The organism is Achromobacter xylosoxidans, assembly GCF_001457475.1.
GTDB lineage: Bacteria > Pseudomonadota > Gammaproteobacteria > Burkholderiales > Burkholderiaceae_B > Achromobacter > Achromobacter xylosoxidans.
This window is the reverse complement of sequence record NZ_LN831029.1, coordinates 5,949,568-5,964,725: the sequence shown is the minus strand read 5'-3', so window position 1 is coordinate 5,964,725 and position 15,158 is coordinate 5,949,568. Positions and strand designations below refer to the sequence as shown.

Annotated in this window: 12 protein-coding genes; 8 read left to right on the top strand and 4 right to left on the bottom strand. The window is 69.2% G+C overall.

Features of this window, described 5'->3' with window-relative positions:
• Positions 1-8: 8 nt before the first annotated feature.
• Positions 9-350, top strand: a complete 342-nt coding sequence (locus AT699_RS26865; protein ID WP_006385844.1) for a helix-turn-helix domain-containing protein — start codon at positions 9-11, stop codon at positions 348-350.
• Here AT699_RS26865 and AT699_RS26860 read toward each other — a convergent pair.
• A complete protein-coding gene (locus AT699_RS26860; protein ID WP_324610090.1) occupies positions 331-1,530 on the bottom strand; it encodes an acyltransferase family protein in 1,200 nt (399 codons plus the stop codon). The genes AT699_RS26865 and AT699_RS26860 overlap by 20 nt on opposite strands.
• A gap of 265 nt (positions 1,531-1,795) precedes the next feature.
• Here AT699_RS26860 and AT699_RS26855 point away from each other — a divergent pair, with 265 nt between their 5' ends.
• From AT699_RS26855 to AT699_RS26845, 3 genes are all read left to right on the top strand, one after another.
• Positions 1,796-2,326 (top strand): META domain-containing protein, encoded by a 531-nt coding sequence (locus AT699_RS26855; RefSeq protein ID WP_020926270.1) that lies wholly within the window; start codon positions 1,796-1,798, stop codon positions 2,324-2,326.
• A 138-nt stretch (positions 2,327-2,464) separates the two neighbouring features.
• Positions 2,465-3,259, top strand: a complete 795-nt coding sequence (locus AT699_RS26850; RefSeq protein WP_058207644.1) for an META and DUF4377 domain-containing protein — start codon at positions 2,465-2,467, stop codon at positions 3,257-3,259.
• Between the two features lie 95 nt (positions 3,260-3,354).
• Positions 3,355-4,092 carry a sulfurtransferase gene (locus tag AT699_RS26845; RefSeq protein WP_024070442.1) on the top strand — a complete coding sequence of 246 codons (738 nt, stop codon included), beginning with the start codon at positions 3,355-3,357 and terminating at the stop codon, positions 4,090-4,092.
• A gap of 84 nt (positions 4,093-4,176) precedes the next feature.
• Here the strand turns inward: AT699_RS26845 and metG are convergent, their stop codons facing one another.
• Positions 4,177-6,243: a methionine--tRNA ligase gene (gene metG / locus AT699_RS26840; RefSeq protein ID WP_024070441.1), complete on the bottom strand. Its 2,067-nt coding sequence runs from the start codon at positions 6,241-6,243 to the stop codon at positions 4,177-4,179.
• Between the two features lie 211 nt (positions 6,244-6,454).
• Positions 6,455-6,730, bottom strand: coding sequence for a hypothetical protein (locus AT699_RS26835; protein WP_006385850.1), 276 nt, complete (start codon positions 6,728-6,730; stop codon positions 6,455-6,457).
• A gap of 101 nt (positions 6,731-6,831) precedes the next feature.
• Between AT699_RS26835 and apbC the strand changes: the two genes are divergently transcribed.
• The 4 genes from apbC (at position 6,832) to dcd (ending at position 14,196) form a co-directional block, all read left to right on the top strand.
• Positions 6,832-7,920 carry an iron-sulfur cluster carrier protein ApbC gene (gene apbC, locus AT699_RS26830; protein ID WP_006385851.1) on the top strand — a complete coding sequence of 363 codons (1,089 nt, stop codon included), beginning with the start codon at positions 6,832-6,834 and terminating at the stop codon, positions 7,918-7,920.
• Between the two features lie 3 nt (positions 7,921-7,923).
• Positions 7,924-9,816, top strand: coding sequence for an autotransporter assembly complex protein TamA (locus AT699_RS26825; protein WP_026384793.1), 1,893 nt, complete (start codon positions 7,924-7,926; stop codon positions 9,814-9,816).
• The gene (locus AT699_RS26820) at positions 9,813-13,541 is read left to right on the top strand and encodes a translocation/assembly module TamB domain-containing protein (RefSeq protein WP_058207492.1); all 3,729 of its coding nucleotides are present in this window, start codon (positions 9,813-9,815) and stop codon (positions 13,539-13,541) included. Before AT699_RS26825 ends, AT699_RS26820 begins: the two co-directional genes overlap by 4 nt.
• A 91-nt stretch (positions 13,542-13,632) precedes the next feature.
• On the top strand, positions 13,633-14,196 hold the full coding sequence (dcd, locus tag AT699_RS26815; protein WP_006385856.1) for a dCTP deaminase: 564 nt from the start codon (positions 13,633-13,635) through the stop codon (positions 14,194-14,196).
• Between the two features lie 43 nt (positions 14,197-14,239).
• Here the strand turns inward: dcd and AT699_RS26810 are convergent, their stop codons facing one another.
• Positions 14,240-15,091: a VOC family protein gene (locus tag AT699_RS26810; protein WP_024070439.1), complete on the bottom strand. Its 852-nt coding sequence runs from the start codon at positions 15,089-15,091 to the stop codon at positions 14,240-14,242.
• Between the last annotated feature and the right edge of the window lie 67 nt (positions 15,092-15,158).

Here is a 15,158-nt window from a genome sequence, read left to right as displayed (position 1 = left end):
ACGCAAGAATGCTTCAGGGATGGACACAAAAGGACTTGGCGGTCGCGAGCAACCTGTCGCAAAGCGCTATCGGCAATTACGAAAGCGGCCAGCGCCTGCAGCCTTCCAGCGATGCACTCATCAAGCTGACCCGCGCGCTGCGGGTCAATCCCATGTGGCTCAGCACCGGCGAAGGGCCGATGCTCAATCCTGGCCATGCCACGTCCGTCGCCGGCGCCGGTGACGCGCCTGAACAGCCGCCCTGGCCGTTCGAAACGGTGTCGTACGCCACCTATGCACGCCTGAGCCTGCAGGAAAAGCGCCAGATCGAGCAGGTGCTGGCCGCCTACATCAAGGCGCGCGGCGAATAGTCCCCACCGTGCCGCCGGCGGACGCGGCGTGTCGGACGGGCGCCCTGTCCAGAGGCGCCGCGCCGCGCGCCACGCCGGCCGGGTTGACGGTGCGCGGCGCCGATCCCACGCCTGCGAGCGGCGCGTCCACGCGCAGGCGCCGCCGCAGGCGTTCCACCGGCTCGGCGATGAGACTGTTGAGCAACGCGGCCAAGCCGATGCAGCCGGCCACCACCAGCGCCATGAACATCGCCGGCTGCCGCGCCTGGGTGCCGTCGAGCAGCCAGCCGAAGAACAGGATGACCAGCGCGTGGCAGATGTAGATCGGATAGCTCAGTTCGCCGATCGCCTTGTCGAGCCGGTGCCGTGACTGGAACAGGAAGGCCAGCGGCAGCAGCGCAGCGAACAGCAACACCGCGATGCCATCGCGCAAGGTGGGCGGCAGGCCAATGGAAAAATGGGCCAGCGCATACAGCAACAGCAACGCCGTGCCCAGTTCCGGCAGCCGCGCAACGCGCCGGCTCCAGGCCTGCCAGCGTGGCAGCAGCACCTGGTGCGATAGCGAACCCAGCAGGAACAACGCCAATTCGGTTGGGAAGAAACGGTAGGTCCAGGGATCGCCCTGGCCGATGCCGCTGGCGATCAGCGCCGCGCGCAGCGCCAGCGAGGCCACCAGCAGCACCAGCAAGCGGCGCGGCGAGTGCAGCGCGAAAGGCGCGACCAGGTAGAAACTCATTTCCACGCCCAGCGTCCACGCCTGCGGCACCAGCAATCCCTGGTACAGCGGCACTTCGCTGTGGACAAAACTGCCGGTAAAGGCCAGGCCACCCTGTTCGATACCGAAGAACATGAGCCAGTCCTGGCCCAGGATCACCAGGTTCGACACCGCCAGGAACAGTTCGGCGGACAGCGGCAGGTCTTCGTAGACGCGCCAGAACGCCTCGCCACCGCCTGCAAGGTACGCCAGCAGCGTCAGCGCGGCCACGGCCAGATAGACGGGATACAGGCGCAAGGCGCGATTGGCATAGAACCTGCCCGGCGCGCCCCGATAGTGGTCGGTGGCGGTCAGCACATACGAAATCAGGAAGCCCGAGATCACGTAGAAAAGCTGTACGGCAAGGCGCCCGCCCACCAGCCAGTCGGTGGCGCCGCCGCCCAGGTGGTCGAGCACGACGGACAGCGCCAGCAAGGTTCTCAACATGCCCATCGCCGTGTCTCCGGAAATTGTTGTTATGGCTGCCCGGGCCGGGCGCCGATCCGCGCCCGGCCTGTCGGGAAGTGTCAGTCGATTCTGCGCGTGGCGACGGCGCCCCGCCATGCGGCATTCGATGCAGGCCCCCTGCGCGCGATGTAGCGCGCGCGATGAGCGGGTGCAGCTTTAGGCTTCGGCTGTCGGGCGGAGGCACGGGACGTGCTGGCCTCATGGCGGTTACAGTCGAGGTTGTGTCTTTTCAGGAGTGCTGTCGATGTTTACCTTCCTGTCTTCGCGTTGCCGGGTGCTGGGCGTCGGGGTGCTGGCCGTGGCGTTGGCTGGCTGCGCCGGGTCCACCGGCGGCGCGCGCGCCGAGGGCGCCGCCGCCGCCAACGCGGCCAGCAGCGCGGACTCGCTGGCCCAGACCAGCTGGGAACTGGTGCGCTGGACACGCGCGGGCGGGGCCTTGCGCGATATTCCGCATGGCGACAATGGCGAGCCGATCCGCCTGACCTTCCTGGCACAGGGCAAGCAGTACCGCGCCGAGGGCTTCTCGGGCTGCAACCGCTACCAGGGCAGCTATAAGCTGCAGGGCGGCAAACTGGCCATCGACGCGCCCGCCGCCACCCGCATGGCGTGCGTGCCGGCCGAGCGCGCCGCGCTGGAAGCCGACTATCTGCGCGGCTTGACCGTCATCGACACGTTCACGCTGGACAGCGGCGGCGCGCCGCGCCATCTGACGTTCAACCTGCGCGGCGGCGACGTGCTGGAGTTCGAGCGCCGCCAGGATCCGCCCACTCCCTGAACGCGCGCGCCGGCCAGGTGTTTCAGTATGTTTTGCGGCATCCGGCCGCAAGGCGGGGCGCGCCTACAATGGGCGCTGCCCGAAACCGCCGGCAAGCGTGCCGCGGCGGGCGGTCCTTGTTTCTTGCGGGAGATTTCCATGTCCTTGTCCTCTGCCTGGCGCTGGATCGCGCCGTGCGCGCTTGGTTTGACGCTGGCGGCCTGCGCGGCGCCGCCGCGCACCGCGGACGGGCGCGACCCGCGCTTCCAGCCGGCCGCTGCCTCGGACGTGCTGGCGCAGACCAACTGGGACCTGGCGCGTTGGACCCGCCCCGGCGGCGCGTTGCGCGAGATCCCGCATCCGTCATCCAATTCGGTGCCTGTGACCATCGGCTTCATCCATGACCAGGGCGCTACCCGCGCGACCGGCTTCGCCGGCTGCAACACCTACAGCGCGCCTTATACGGTGGCCAACGGCCAGTTGATCATCCAGTCCAACCCGGTGGCGACGATGAAGGCCTGCGCGCCGGTGAACATGAAGCTCGAACAGGAATTCCTGGCCGGCCTGACGCGCATCACCGCCACGTCCTTCGACAACACCAGCAATCCGCGACGCATGACGTGGGCGCTGAGCAACGGCGACACGCTGGATTTCGGCCGTCGCCTCGATCCCGTCGCCGGCGGCCAGGTGGGCGCGACCAAGCTGGTCTACGTCAACGCCGAGCGCGTGCCGTGCAACGCCGGCGCCGGGCGCGCCATGTGCTATCAGGTGCGCGATACGCCGACGCAGCCCTGGCAGCTCTGGTATGGCGATATCACCGGCTTCAATTTCCAGCCCGGCATCCGCTACCGCCTGCGAGTGGTCGAGGTCAGGGACCCCAACCGGCCAGCCGACGCCTCGGGCCTGCGCTGGGTGCTGGATACGGTGGTGGAACAGGAAATCGTGCGCCGCTGAGGCGGTTCGGCGGGCCGCGCTTGATCCGTGGCAAGCGGGCGCCGCGGTCCAGCGATTACTATTACGCCCTTCGCCGCTCAACGCCCCGCTTTGCCATGTCTTCCGTCGTCAATATCGCCGCCTACAAATTCGTTTCGCTGGACGCGCTGCCCGAGCTGCGCGCCCGGCTGCTGGCCGTGGCTGGCGCGGCCGGCCTGAAGGGCACCATTCTGCTGGCCGAGGAAGGCATCAACCTGTTCCTGGCGGGCCAGGCCGGCGCTATCGACGGCTTTCTGCGCGACCTGCGCGGCGATGCCCGGTTCGCCGACCTGGAGGTGAAGTTCAGCCACAGTGCGCAGGTGCCGTTCCGCAAGCTGCTGGTGAAGATCAAGCGCGAAATCATCCGCATGAATCACCCGACGATCCGGCCCGAGGCCGGCCGCGCGCCGGGCGTGGACGCCAAGACGCTGGCGCGTTGGCTGGAACAGGGCGCCGACGACAGCGGCCGCCCCGTGGTCATGCTGGACACGCGCAACGCCTTTGAAGTGGACGAAGGCACCTTCCGCGACGCCATCGACTGGCGCATCGACCGCTTCACGCAATTCCCCGCGGCGGTGCAGGCGCACCGCGACGAACTGCAAGGCAAGACCGTGGTCAGCTTCTGCACCGGCGGCATCCGTTGCGAGAAGGCCGCGATCTACATGAACGAGGCCGGCATCGACAACGTCTACCAGCTCGACGGCGGCATCCTCAAATACTTCGAGGAAACCGGCGGTCCGGGGTTCGACGGCAAGTGCTTCGTGTTCGACGAGCGCATCTCGCTCGACCCGGCGCTGGCGCCGAGCAAGGATTGATCCCGTCCCGCGAGGACCGGCGCGCCGCCGCCTGAAAAAAAGCCCGCAGATTGCGGGCTTTTTTTCATGGCTCGGGAGTGCGGATCAGCGCACGCGCATGCCGGGCTTGGCGCCGGGGAACGGCTCCAGTACGTAGATGCCGGCGTCCACCGTCTCGTCGGCGTGGCTGGCGGCCAGCACCATGCCTTCGGAGACGCCGAACTTCATCTTGCGCGGCGCCAGGTTGGCGACCATGACGGTCAGCTTGCCGATCAGGTCTTCGGGCTGGTAGGCCGACTTGATGCCGGAGAAGACGTTGCGGTGGCGGCCTTCGCCCACGTCCAGCGTCAGGCGCAGCAGCTTGGTCGAGCCTTCGACGTGCTCGCAGTTGACGATCTGCGCGATGCGCAGGTCGACGCGGGCGAAGTCGTCGATCGAGATGGTCTCGGCCAGCGGCTCGCCGCCGGGGATCACGGCGGGGGCGGCGGGCGGCTCGAACAGGTCTTCCAGCATCTGCGGCTCGACGCGCTGCATCAGGTGCTTGAACGGAGCCACGCGCTGCGGCAGCACCGCGGCGTCGGCCCAGGTGAAGTCGGCGTCGGCGGCGAACAGCTCGCGGGCGACGCGTTCGGCCAGGGCCGGCAGCACCGGCGCCAGCATCACCGACAGGGCCTTGAAGCCGGCCAGCGAACGCGAGCAGATGTCCTGCAGCGCGGCCTTTTGCGCCTCGTCGGCGGTGGCGATGCCCTTGGCCAGCACCCACGGCTGGGCCGTGTCGAACGCCTGGTTGATGCGGTCGGCGTAGGCCATGATCTCGCGGATGGCGCGGTTGTACTCGCGCGCCTCGAAGGCGGCGCGGATCGATTCGGCCTGCGCGGCGTATTCGGCCGCCAGCGCGGCGGTGTCGCCCGAATAGGCCAGGGCGCCGTCGAAGTGCTTGGTGATGAAGCTGGCGGCGCGGCTGGCGATGTTGACGTACTTGCCGACCAGGTCGCTGTTGACGCGGGCGATGAAGTCCTCGGGGTTGAAGTCCATGTCCTCGACCCGGGCGTTCAGCTTGGCGGCGATGTAGTAGCGCATCCATTCGGCGTTCATGCCGAGTTCCAGGTAGCGCAGCGGCGAGATGCCGGTGCCGCGGCTCTTGGACATCTTTTCGCCGCTGACGGTGATGAAGCCGTGCACGTTGACCGCGTCCGGCGTCTTGCGGCCGGCGAATTTCAGCATCGCGGGCCAGAACAGCGCGTGGAAGTAGACGATGTCCTTGCCGATGAAGTGGACCTGCTCGGTGCTGCCGGCCGGGTCGAGCAGGGCGTCGAAGTCCAGGCCCTTGACCGCGCAGTACGACTTCAGCGAGGCCAGGTAGCCCACCGGCGCGTCCAGCCAGACGTAGAAGTACTTGCCCGGCGCGTCCGGGATCTCGATGCCGAAGTAGGGCGCGTCGCGCGAGATGTCCCAGTCGCCGAGCTTGGCCTCGCCGTCCTCGGCGCCCAGCCACTCGCGGGTCTTGGCCAGCATTTCAGGCTGCAGGTGCTTGCCGCCATTGGCGTTGCTGCCGGTGGTCCATTGCTGCAGGAATTCGACGCAGCGCGGATCCGACAGCTTGAAGAAGAAGTGATCCGACGATTTCAGCACCGGCGTGGCGCCGGTCAGGGCCGAATACGGGTTGATCAGGTCGGTCGGGGCGTAGACCGCGCCGCAGACTTCGCAGGAATCGCCGTACTGGTCCTTGGCGTGGCACTTGGGGCATTCGCCCTTGATGTAGCGGTCGGCCAGGAACATGCCCTTGACCGGGTCGTAGAACTGCTCGATGGAGCGGGTCTCGATCAGGTCCTGCGCCTTGAGCGCGCGATAGATGTCCTGCGACAGCGCCACGTTCTCGGGCGAGTCGGTGGTGTGCCAGTGGTCGAAACGGATGTGGAAGCCGTTCAGGTACTGCGGACGCTCGGCGGCGTAGCGGGCCACCAGCGCCTGCGGCGTGATGCCTTCTTTCTCGGCCTTGAGCATGATCGGCGCGCCGTGCGCGTCGTCGGCACCCACGAAGTGCACCGTGTGGCCCGCCATTCGCATCGAACGAACCCAGATGTCGGCCTGGATGTACTCCATGATGTGGCCGATGTGGAAGGATCCGTTGGCGTAGGGCAGCGCAGTGGTGACAAAGAGAGTGCGAGACATGGTTGTCGGTCGAGGTTGAAGGGAAAAATGGGTTGGCCGGCCATTTTAGGGCAATGGCGGGCATGCGCCCGGCGTGGTCGGGGACGGCCCCCTGAAACGACGCAACCCGCCGGTCGCGCGGGGCGCGTCTGGCGGGTTGGATAGCGCTAGGCCGGCGGGCCGGCCGCAGCACGGCCGCCGCAGGGCGCGGCGGGCGTCGGTGTTGCCGTGTTCAGCGGACCTCGCGGGCCTCGACGTCGATCACGTCGCCGCGCGGCTGCGTGGCGAACGGGGCGTTGGCGGACTGGAAGGGGCTGGGACGGGCGCCCTGGCGCTGGCTCCAGTAGGCGCGCACGCCGAAAGGCTTGCCGCGCACCTTGGCGACCACGTACAGGATCGCCACGGCGATCGCCGTGGACAGCATGAAGACCAGCGCCATCGCCATGCCGATCAAGGCCAGGGCGGCGAACAACACGGCACGAAAGAAGCGGATAAGAGTATTGGTCATGTAGGTCGGATGCAAAACGCAGCGAAAGGTTCCCGTGTATCCGCTATCCTTTAGGGGATGGCGGCCCGCAGACGCCGCGCTGCCTACGGAACCATAGTGACATGAGTATAACGATAGAACACATCCGCGCCGCGCTGCGCGGCGCGCAAGACCCCAACACCGGCCTGGACCTGGGCGTTTCTGTAAAAGATCGTGACATTCAAATCGACGGCGGCCGCGTCACCGTGGCGCTGGAACTCGGCTATCCCGCCGACGCCGTGCGCGACCAGGTGCGCGAGATCGCCGTGGCCGCGCTGGCCGGCGCCGGCGCGCCTGGCGCGCAGGTGAACGTTTCCTGGAAAGTGGCCGCGCACGCGGTGCAGAAGGGGCTCAAGCCGCTGCCCAATGTACGCAACATTATTGCAGTCGCCTCCGGCAAGGGCGGCGTGGGCAAGAGCACCACGGCCGTGAACCTGGCGCTGGCGCTGGCCGCCGAGGGCGCCAAGGTCGGCCTGCTGGACGCCGACATCTACGGTCCCAGCGTGCCGACCATGCTGGGCGTCTCGGGCCGTCCCGAGAGCCTGGACAACAAGAGCATGGAGCCCCTGACCGGCCATGGCCTGCAGGCCAACTCCATCGGCTTCCTGATCGACGCCGATTCGCCCGCGATCTGGCGCGGCCCGATGGTCACGCAGGCGCTCGAACAACTGCTGCGCCAGACCAACTGGCGCGACCTGGACTACCTGATCGTCGACATGCCGCCGGGCACCGGCGACGTGGCGCTGACGCTGGCCCAGAAAGTGCCGGTGGTGGGCGCCGTCATCGTCACCACGCCACAGGACGTGGCGCTGCTCGACGCGCGCAAGGGCCTGCGCATGTTCCAGAAGGTCGAGGTGCCGATCCTGGGCGTGGTCGAGAACATGGCCATCCACATCTGCTCGCAGTGCGGCCACGCCGAGCACATCTTCGGCGAAGGCGGCGGCCAGCGCATGGCCGCGCAGTACGGCACGCCCTGGCTGGGCAGCCTGCCGCTGACGCTGGCGATCCGCGAACAGACCGACGCCGGCACGCCGACCGTGGTGGCTGACCCCGGCAGCGAGGCGGCCGGACTGTATCGCGGCATCGCCAGGAAGCTGGCGGCCGGCGTTGCCGCGCTTCCCCGAGACATGGCCGGGAAATTCCCGTCCATCGTCGTGCAGCAGCCGACCTGACGCATGCGGTGGGCGGCCCGGGCCTTTCTGGCTGGACTTTGCGTAGTGGCGGGCGAGGCTGCGGCCAAGCGCCCGGAAATCATCGTGGACCCGGGCGGCGTGCCGCCGGCCGCGCTGCAGGCGATCACCGAGGCGGTGGGCGCCATCGCGCGCCTGGCTGAAGACCAGGACGGCGGCGAAATCAACCGCCTGCGGCGGCGCGCCCGCGACGCCACGCTGGCGGCGCTGGCCACCCAGGGCTACTTCTCGCCCACCGTCACGCTCGAAGCCGGCACCGATATCGGCGGCGAAACCTGGGATATCGGCATCGTGCCGGGCAAGCGCACCACGGTGTCTTCGGTCGACCTGACCTTCACCGGCCGCATCACGCGGCCGGAATACGCGCAGCGCGTGCAGAAGCTGCGCGAGGACTGGCTGCTCAAGCCGGGCCAGCCTTTCATCAACGCCGACTGGAACAAGGCCAAGTCCTCGCTGCTGGACCAGGTGTCGGAGCGCGATTTCATGCTGGCGCGCATGACGGCGTCCGAAGCCGAGGTGCAGGCCGACAGCGCCGCGGCGGCGCTGCGCGTCACCATCGACAGCGGGCCGCAGGTGCGCATGGGCGAACTCAGCACCGAGGGCCTGGAGCGCGTGCCGCCCAAGCTCATCACCCGTTATGTGCGCTATTCGCCGGGAGCGGCCTACGACCAGAACCGCCTGGACGAATGGCAGCAGGATCTGCAGTCCACGGCGTTTTTCCGCGGCGCCTTCGTGGCGCTGCGCCAGCCTGGCAGCGCGCAGCAGCCTGCGGAGCCGGTTTCGGACCGGGCCCGCGCGCCGGGCGCGGCCAAGGCCGCCGAATCCGCGCCGGCCGGCGATCCGGTGGTATCCGGCGCCGTCGCGCCGCCGCCACCCAAATACGATTCCGATGGCGAAGTGACGCTGCCGGTGCAGGTGCGGGTGGTGGAGGCGCCACCCAAGCGTTTTTCGGCCTCGATCGGCGTCGACGACGAAGCCGGCGTGCGGCTGGAGTCGCTCTACCGCCAGAACGTGGTGTTCGGCCAGCCCGTGACCATGGAATCGGGGTTCAGCGTCGACCGGCTGCAGCAGCGCGTCTACACCGATTTCCTGTTGCCGCCGACCGAGCGCGGCTACAAGGACTCCATTGGCGTGTTGGCCCAGCATTCCGATATCCAGGGCCTGGACGTGACCCGCTATGCCCTGGGCGCCACCCGCAGCCAGGAGCGCAAGGGCGCCGGCGACAGCCGAGTGACCTACGAGACCCGCTGGGGCCTGCTGCTGGCGCACGACGATGTCAAGATCGATGGCGGCGACGAATATTCGCTGCCCACGCTGACCGCCACCGGCGAATGGCTGCGGCGCGACGTGGACAACAAATACGACCCGCGCGAAGGCAACCTGATCGCGCTGGGCGGTGGCGTGGGCGTGACGCTGGACACCGGCGAGCCCTATACCCGGGCCCGCTTCCGCGCGCAGAAATGGTGGCCGATCGGCAAGCTGGACGTGCTGACGGTGCGTGGCGAGGTCGGGCGCGTCTGGGCCAATGGCAATGTGCAGGTTCCGGACGACTTCGGCTTCCGCACCGGCGGCGCACGCTCGATCCGCGGCTACAAGTACCAGAGCATCGGCCTCAAGCGCGACAAGGCCACCGTGGGGGCGCCCACGCTGGTGGTCGGCAGCATCGAATACGACCATTACTTCAATGAACGTTGGGGCATGGGCGTGTTCGTCGATGCCGGCGATGCCGCCCAATCCTTCGGCGACATGTCGATGGCGGTGGGCTATGGCGTGGGCGCGCGGGTGCGCACGCCGGCCGGCCCGCTGTTTCTGGACGTGGCCTACGGTCAACGCGAGCGCGACCTGCGCCTGCACTTCTCGCTGGGGATCGCATTTTGACCGGGCTGCGCAGATTCCTGCGGCGCCTCCTGGTGTGGTGGCTGCCGGGGCTGGCGATGCTGGCGGTGCTGGCGTGCAGCTTCGTATTCTGGCTGCTGGCCTCGCAGACCGGCACGCGGCTGCTGCTGACCACCGCTGCCCAGCAACTGGACGGCCAGGCGCTGGACGTGCGTGGGTCGATCCTGCGCGGACTGGAAGTGGGGCGGCTGGATCTCGATGTCGGCGGAACCCGCATCGGCATCAGCGACCTGCGGCTCACGGTGCGCTGGCGCGCGCTGGGTGACCGCCTGTTGCACGTGCGCGAGCTTGCCGCCGGCAGCGTCGAGGTCGCGCTGGCCACGGGCGAGGAAACGCCCGCCGACGCCGGCAGCGACGAACCTTTCGCATTGCCCTCCCTGCCGGTGGCGATCGCCGTAGACCGGCTGGCGCTGGGCGAATTCCACCTGTTGCAGGATGGCGAGCCGCTGCCGGTCGAACTCGGCGACCTGAGCGCCACCTTTGCCGCCGGCAGGCAAGGCGCGCAGCTGCGCATCGCCAATCTGCGCGTAGGCCACGAAGTCGGACAGGCGCAGGTGAGCGGGCAGGCTGAGCTGCAGGCCTTGGCGGACCCCTGGCCGTTCACCGCGCGCCTGGATGTGATCGCGCGCGGCTCGGGGCCGGATTCGCCGCTGTGCCAGGCCGACCAGTTGAGCGGCAAGTTCGCGCCGCTCGCGCAGGCGCAGGCGCAGACGGAGGCATCCAAGGCGCCGGAGACGGCCAAATCCCGGGCGGGCGCGGGCAAGCCCAAGGCCGCTGCCGCCAAGGCGTCGGCGGAGCCTGTCCAGTCCAAGGACGCCGGCGCGTTCGTCGGCCCGCCTGCGCCCGCCTGCCAGGTGGTGCTGCGCGCGGACGCGGCCGGCTCGCTGGAGGGCATCCAGGCCAAGCTGGACGGCAGCGGCGCCGGCCTGGCGCTGGACGTGATGGCCGACCTGGCGCCACGCACGCCGCTGGTGCTGCGCAGCGCGCGGGCCGATGCGCGCCTGCCGGACAAGTCGACGCTGTCGGCCCGCCTGGACCTGCAGGCGGTGGATGGGCAACCGGGCCGCGATCGCATTGTCGGCAGCCTGGGGGCGCAGCGCCTGAACCTGTCGCCGTGGCTGGGCGACGCGGTTCCGCCGGCGGTGCTCAGCGCCAATGCACAGCTGAGCGCCGAATTCGAGAATCTGAGCCGGTTGCGCCAGGCCGCCATCGACCTGCGTTTCGAGGACGGCACGCGCTGGAACAAGCAAGCGCTCGCCGGCATGGTCAAGGCCCAGGTCGAGGTCGCCGCGCCCGCCGCCAATCCGCCGGCCAGCGCCGATGCCGCCGCCGCGGCCAACGCCGCGACCGCCGAGCTGCTGGCCGGCCTGCGTATCCATGGCCTGGACGTGGACCTGAAGCTCGGACCCAACCGGGTGCGGGCGCAGGGTGAAATCGGCGGCGCCGACGGCGCCTTGACGCTGGACGCGCAGGCGCCGCAACTGGACGCGTTCTGGCCCGGCGTGCCGGGCGGCGCGGACGTGAAGGGCAAGCTCGGCGGCACCGTGGCGTCGCATCGCGGCGAGATCAGCGCCGGCTACAACCCGCCCAAGCCGCGTCCCGGCGTATTGGGGCAGTCGCGCGCCGAGGCCGCCATCACGTTTGCCGGAGGCTGGGGCAAAGGCCCGGCTGGCGAGGCCGATGCGGCCCTGACCGGCTGGCGCGGCACGCTCTCGCGCCTGACGGCCGGTAGCGCGGGCTTTACCGTCTCGGCCGACCGGCCGGTGACGCTGTCGTACCTGCCGGCGGCGGTGGCGCCGCAATGGCAGTGGCAGGTAGGCCCGACGGTGCTGGGCGTGGCCCTGCCGGGCAAGGAAAAACTGGCGATCGCGCACAAGGGCTCGCGCGGCGACGCCAAGCGCTGGGAAACCGCCGGCCAGGCCGACAACCTGGTCATCACCGCCGCCATGGCGCGCCAGGTCATCGCCGCCGTCGATCCCGAGGCCGCGGCGAAGATGAAACAGGGCCCCAAGCGCGTCAATGCCACCGTGGCCGAAAGCCAGCGCCGCATTGCGCTGGACGCCTCCTGGGACCTGAAATTCGACGGCCGCCTGGCCGGGCGCGCCCGCATCGCGCGCCGCGACGGCGATCTGCTGATCCCGGGCGACCCGCCGGTGCCGCTGGGCGTGAAGGCGCTGGTGCTGGACCTGACCGCCACGCCCACCGGCCCTAACGCCAGCCGCCTGGACGCCAGGCTGGACCTGGCCACGGACAAGATGGGCAAGATCGCCGGCAACGGCACGGCGGTGCTGGCGGTCGACGCCAAGGGCGGCATGGCGCTGGATCCGCGCCAGCCGATCCGGGCCAGGCTGGACGCCGATATCGCCGACCTGGCGTGGGTCGGCCTGTTCGTCGGCGACTCCATGGAAATCGGCGGCCAGGTCAAGGCCAATCTCGAGGCCCAGGGCACGCTTGCCGGCAAGTGGAGCGCCAGCGGCGCGATCCGTGGCGACAAGCTGCGCGTGGTGCGCATCGACGACGGCGTGCGGCTGATCGACGGCACGCTGGCGGCGCGGCTGGACGGCGACAAGCTGGTGCTCGACAGCCTGCGTTTCCCGGCCTCGCTGCGCGTGATGCCGGCCGAATGGCGCACCAAGGAATGGATCACCACCAACCCCGAGGCCAAGGGCGGCTATGCCGAGGCCAAGGGGCAATGGAACCTGATCGACGGCGGCGGCAACGTGCGCCTGACGCTGTACCGCTTTCCGGCGCTGCAGCGCTCGGACCGCTACGCCATGGTCTCCGGCACCATCGACCTGAACGCGGCGATGCCGCGCATCGACATCGTCGGCGACCTGAAGGCGGACGCCGGCTGGTTCAGCCTGGAGATCCTGCAGGGCGTGCCGTCGCTGGACGACGACGTCAAGGTGCGGCGCGCGGGCGACGACCCCGGCGCCGTGTCGACGCCGCTGCAGACCAGCATGAACCTGAAGTTCGACATGGGGCCGCGCTTCTACATCACGGGCATGGGGCTGGATGCCGGCCTGCTGGGGTCGATCCAGATCCTGCTGAACGACGGCCGCCTGACTGGCGTCGGCGCGCTGCGCACGCGCGGCGGTGGCATCGAGGCCTATGGCCAGAAGCTGCGCCTGCGGCGCGGCACGCTGACTTTCCAGGGGCGCCTGGACAATCCGTTGCTGGACATCGAGGCCCTGCGCACCGGCGAGCAGGTCGAGGCCGGCGTCAAGGTGGTGGGGACCGCGCAGCGCCCGCGCATCGACCTGGTGTCGTACCCGGACGTCAGCGACGTCGAGAAGCTGTCGTGGCTGCTGCTGGGGCGCGGCCCCGACGAAAGCGGCAGCGACGCCGCGCTGCTGCTGTCGGTGGGCACGGCCCTGCTGGGGGGCGGCGAGCCGTTCTACAAGCAGTTCGGGCTGGACGACGTCAGCGTGCGCACCGGCAACCTGGGCAGTTCGGGCAGCATCCTGCCGGACCGCACCGTGGCCGGCGACGTCAACCGCGACAGCGACAGCCAGCTGGCGACGCAATTCCTGGTGGCCAGCAAGTCGTTCGCCAACGGCATCACGCTCAGCGTCGAGCAGGCGCTGGCCGGCAGCGACACCGTCGGCCGGGCCAGCTACCGGCTGGCGCGCGGCCTCTCGCTGGATCTGAAGGGCGGCTCGGTCAACGGCATTGCGCTGGTGTACCGGACCTTCTTCGGCGATTGAGGCCCGTGACCGTTCCGTCCCCGTTCGGGGACGGAACGGCGCGCTCGGGATAAAATGACGCCCATTCCATTCCCCCAAGCACCTTGCCATCATGAGCATCAAAAGCGACCGCTGGATCCGCCGCCAGGCCGAAGCCGGCATGATCGAACCCTTCGAAGCGGGTCAGGTCCGCACGGCCAATGGCGGGCGCATCGTCAGCTACGGCACCAGCAGCTACGGCTACGACGTGCGCTGCGCCGACGAATTCAAGATCTTCACCAACATCAATTCCACCATCGTCGATCCCAAGAACTTCGACGAAGGCTCGTTCGTGGATTTCAAGGGCGACGTCTGCATCATCCCGCCCAACTCGTTCGCGCTGGCCCGCACGGTCGAGTACTTCCGCATCCCGCGCAGCGTCCTGACCATCTGCCTGGGCAAGAGCACCTACGCGCGCTGCGGCATCATCGTCAACGTGACGCCGCTCGAGCCCGAATGGGAAGGCCACGTCACGCTGGAATTCTCGAACACCACGCCGTTGCCGGCCAAGATCTACGCCGGCGAAGGCTGCGCCCAGATGCTGTTCCTGGAAAGCGACGAGATCTGCGAGACTTCGTACGCCGACCGCGGCGGCAAGTACCAGGGTCAGCGCGGCGTGACGCTGCCGCGCACCTGATGCGCCAGGGCCTGTGCGAGGCTCCTTTTAGCCTGAACAGGCCCTAGGCCTGGCGCCCCGGCGCCGGGCGCAGGTAGTCGATGTCCCACTCGCTTTCCGCCACCGGCTCGAAGCCGTGGCGGCGGTAGAAGCGGTTCGAGCCGCTGCCGCGCAGCGCGCCCACGCGCACAGGCAGGCCCCGAAGGTCGGCGTCGCGCAACAGGCGGCCCAGCACCTGGCCGCCCACCCCCAGCCCTTGCGCCGCGGGCACCACATACAGATGATCCAGCCGCAGGCCGTCGCCGTCGGGGCGCAGGGCATAGAAGCCGATGCGCGCGCCGTCGCGTTCGATGAACCAGGTATGGTCGGGACGGAACGTTGCGCGCAATCGTGCCCGGGCCCGCTCGGGGTCGAACCGGCCCAGGCGTTCCAGGCTGTCGCGCATGGCCTCGATGCGGATCGCCAGCAGGGCGTCGAAATCGGCTTCGCCCACGGGCGCGTCGCGTAGCGCGCCCGCCGCCAGGGCATCGTAGCCCCGCCCCAGGAACTGCATGATGCAGATGCCATGGCCGAATGGATCGCTCAGGTGGGCGATCCGGCCCCAGTCATGCGAAACCGCCGGATCTTCGAGCCGCGCACCCGCGGCCACCGCCCGCGCCACCGCGTCATCCACGTCGTCGACCACCACGTCCAGGTGTACCGGCGTCCAGTGGCGGGCGTAGTCGCGCGGCTGGCGCACGGCGCCCGCGGCCGGCGTGCCGGCGGCCTTTTGCAGCAGGTAGATGGGCGCCGGGGCGCCCAGCATCTCGGCGCCGGTCGCGCCCAACCGGCGGTGCAGCGCCAGCCCGAAGGCGCGGCTATAGAAATCGATGGCCGCCTCGAGATCGGGCACGTCGATATTGACCAGGATGCGCATGAGGTTTTTCCAGGGTATCCGAGCGCTCAACATAGCACGGCGCGCACCCCGCGCCGGCCTCGCTAAC

Coding starts and splice junctions, on each gene's coding strand:
- AT699_RS26845 (WP_024070442.1), top strand. CDS start 3,355: ATGTCTTCCGTCGTCAATATCGCCGCCTACAAATTCGTTTCGCTGGAC.
- AT699_RS26835 (WP_006385850.1), bottom strand. CDS start 6,730: ATGACCAATACTCTTATCCGCTTCTTTCGTGCCGTGTTGTTCGCCGCC.
- AT699_RS26865 (WP_006385844.1), top strand. CDS start 9: ATGCTTCAGGGATGGACACAAAAGGACTTGGCGGTCGCGAGCAACCTG.
- dcd (WP_006385856.1), top strand. CDS start 13,633: ATGAGCATCAAAAGCGACCGCTGGATCCGCCGCCAGGCCGAAGCCGGC.
- AT699_RS26855 (WP_020926270.1), top strand. CDS start 1,796: ATGTTTACCTTCCTGTCTTCGCGTTGCCGGGTGCTGGGCGTCGGGGTG.
- AT699_RS26860 (WP_324610090.1), bottom strand. CDS start 1,530: ATGTTGAGAACCTTGCTGGCGCTGTCCGTCGTGCTCGACCACCTGGGC.
- AT699_RS26825 (WP_026384793.1), top strand. CDS start 7,924: ATGCGGTGGGCGGCCCGGGCCTTTCTGGCTGGACTTTGCGTAGTGGCG.
- apbC (WP_006385851.1), top strand. CDS start 6,832: ATGAGTATAACGATAGAACACATCCGCGCCGCGCTGCGCGGCGCGCAA.
- AT699_RS26810 (WP_024070439.1), bottom strand. CDS start 15,091: ATGCGCATCCTGGTCAATATCGACGTGCCCGATCTCGAGGCGGCCATC.
- AT699_RS26850 (WP_058207644.1), top strand. CDS start 2,465: ATGTCCTTGTCCTCTGCCTGGCGCTGGATCGCGCCGTGCGCGCTTGGT.
- metG (WP_024070441.1), bottom strand. CDS start 6,243: ATGTCTCGCACTCTCTTTGTCACCACTGCGCTGCCCTACGCCAACGGA.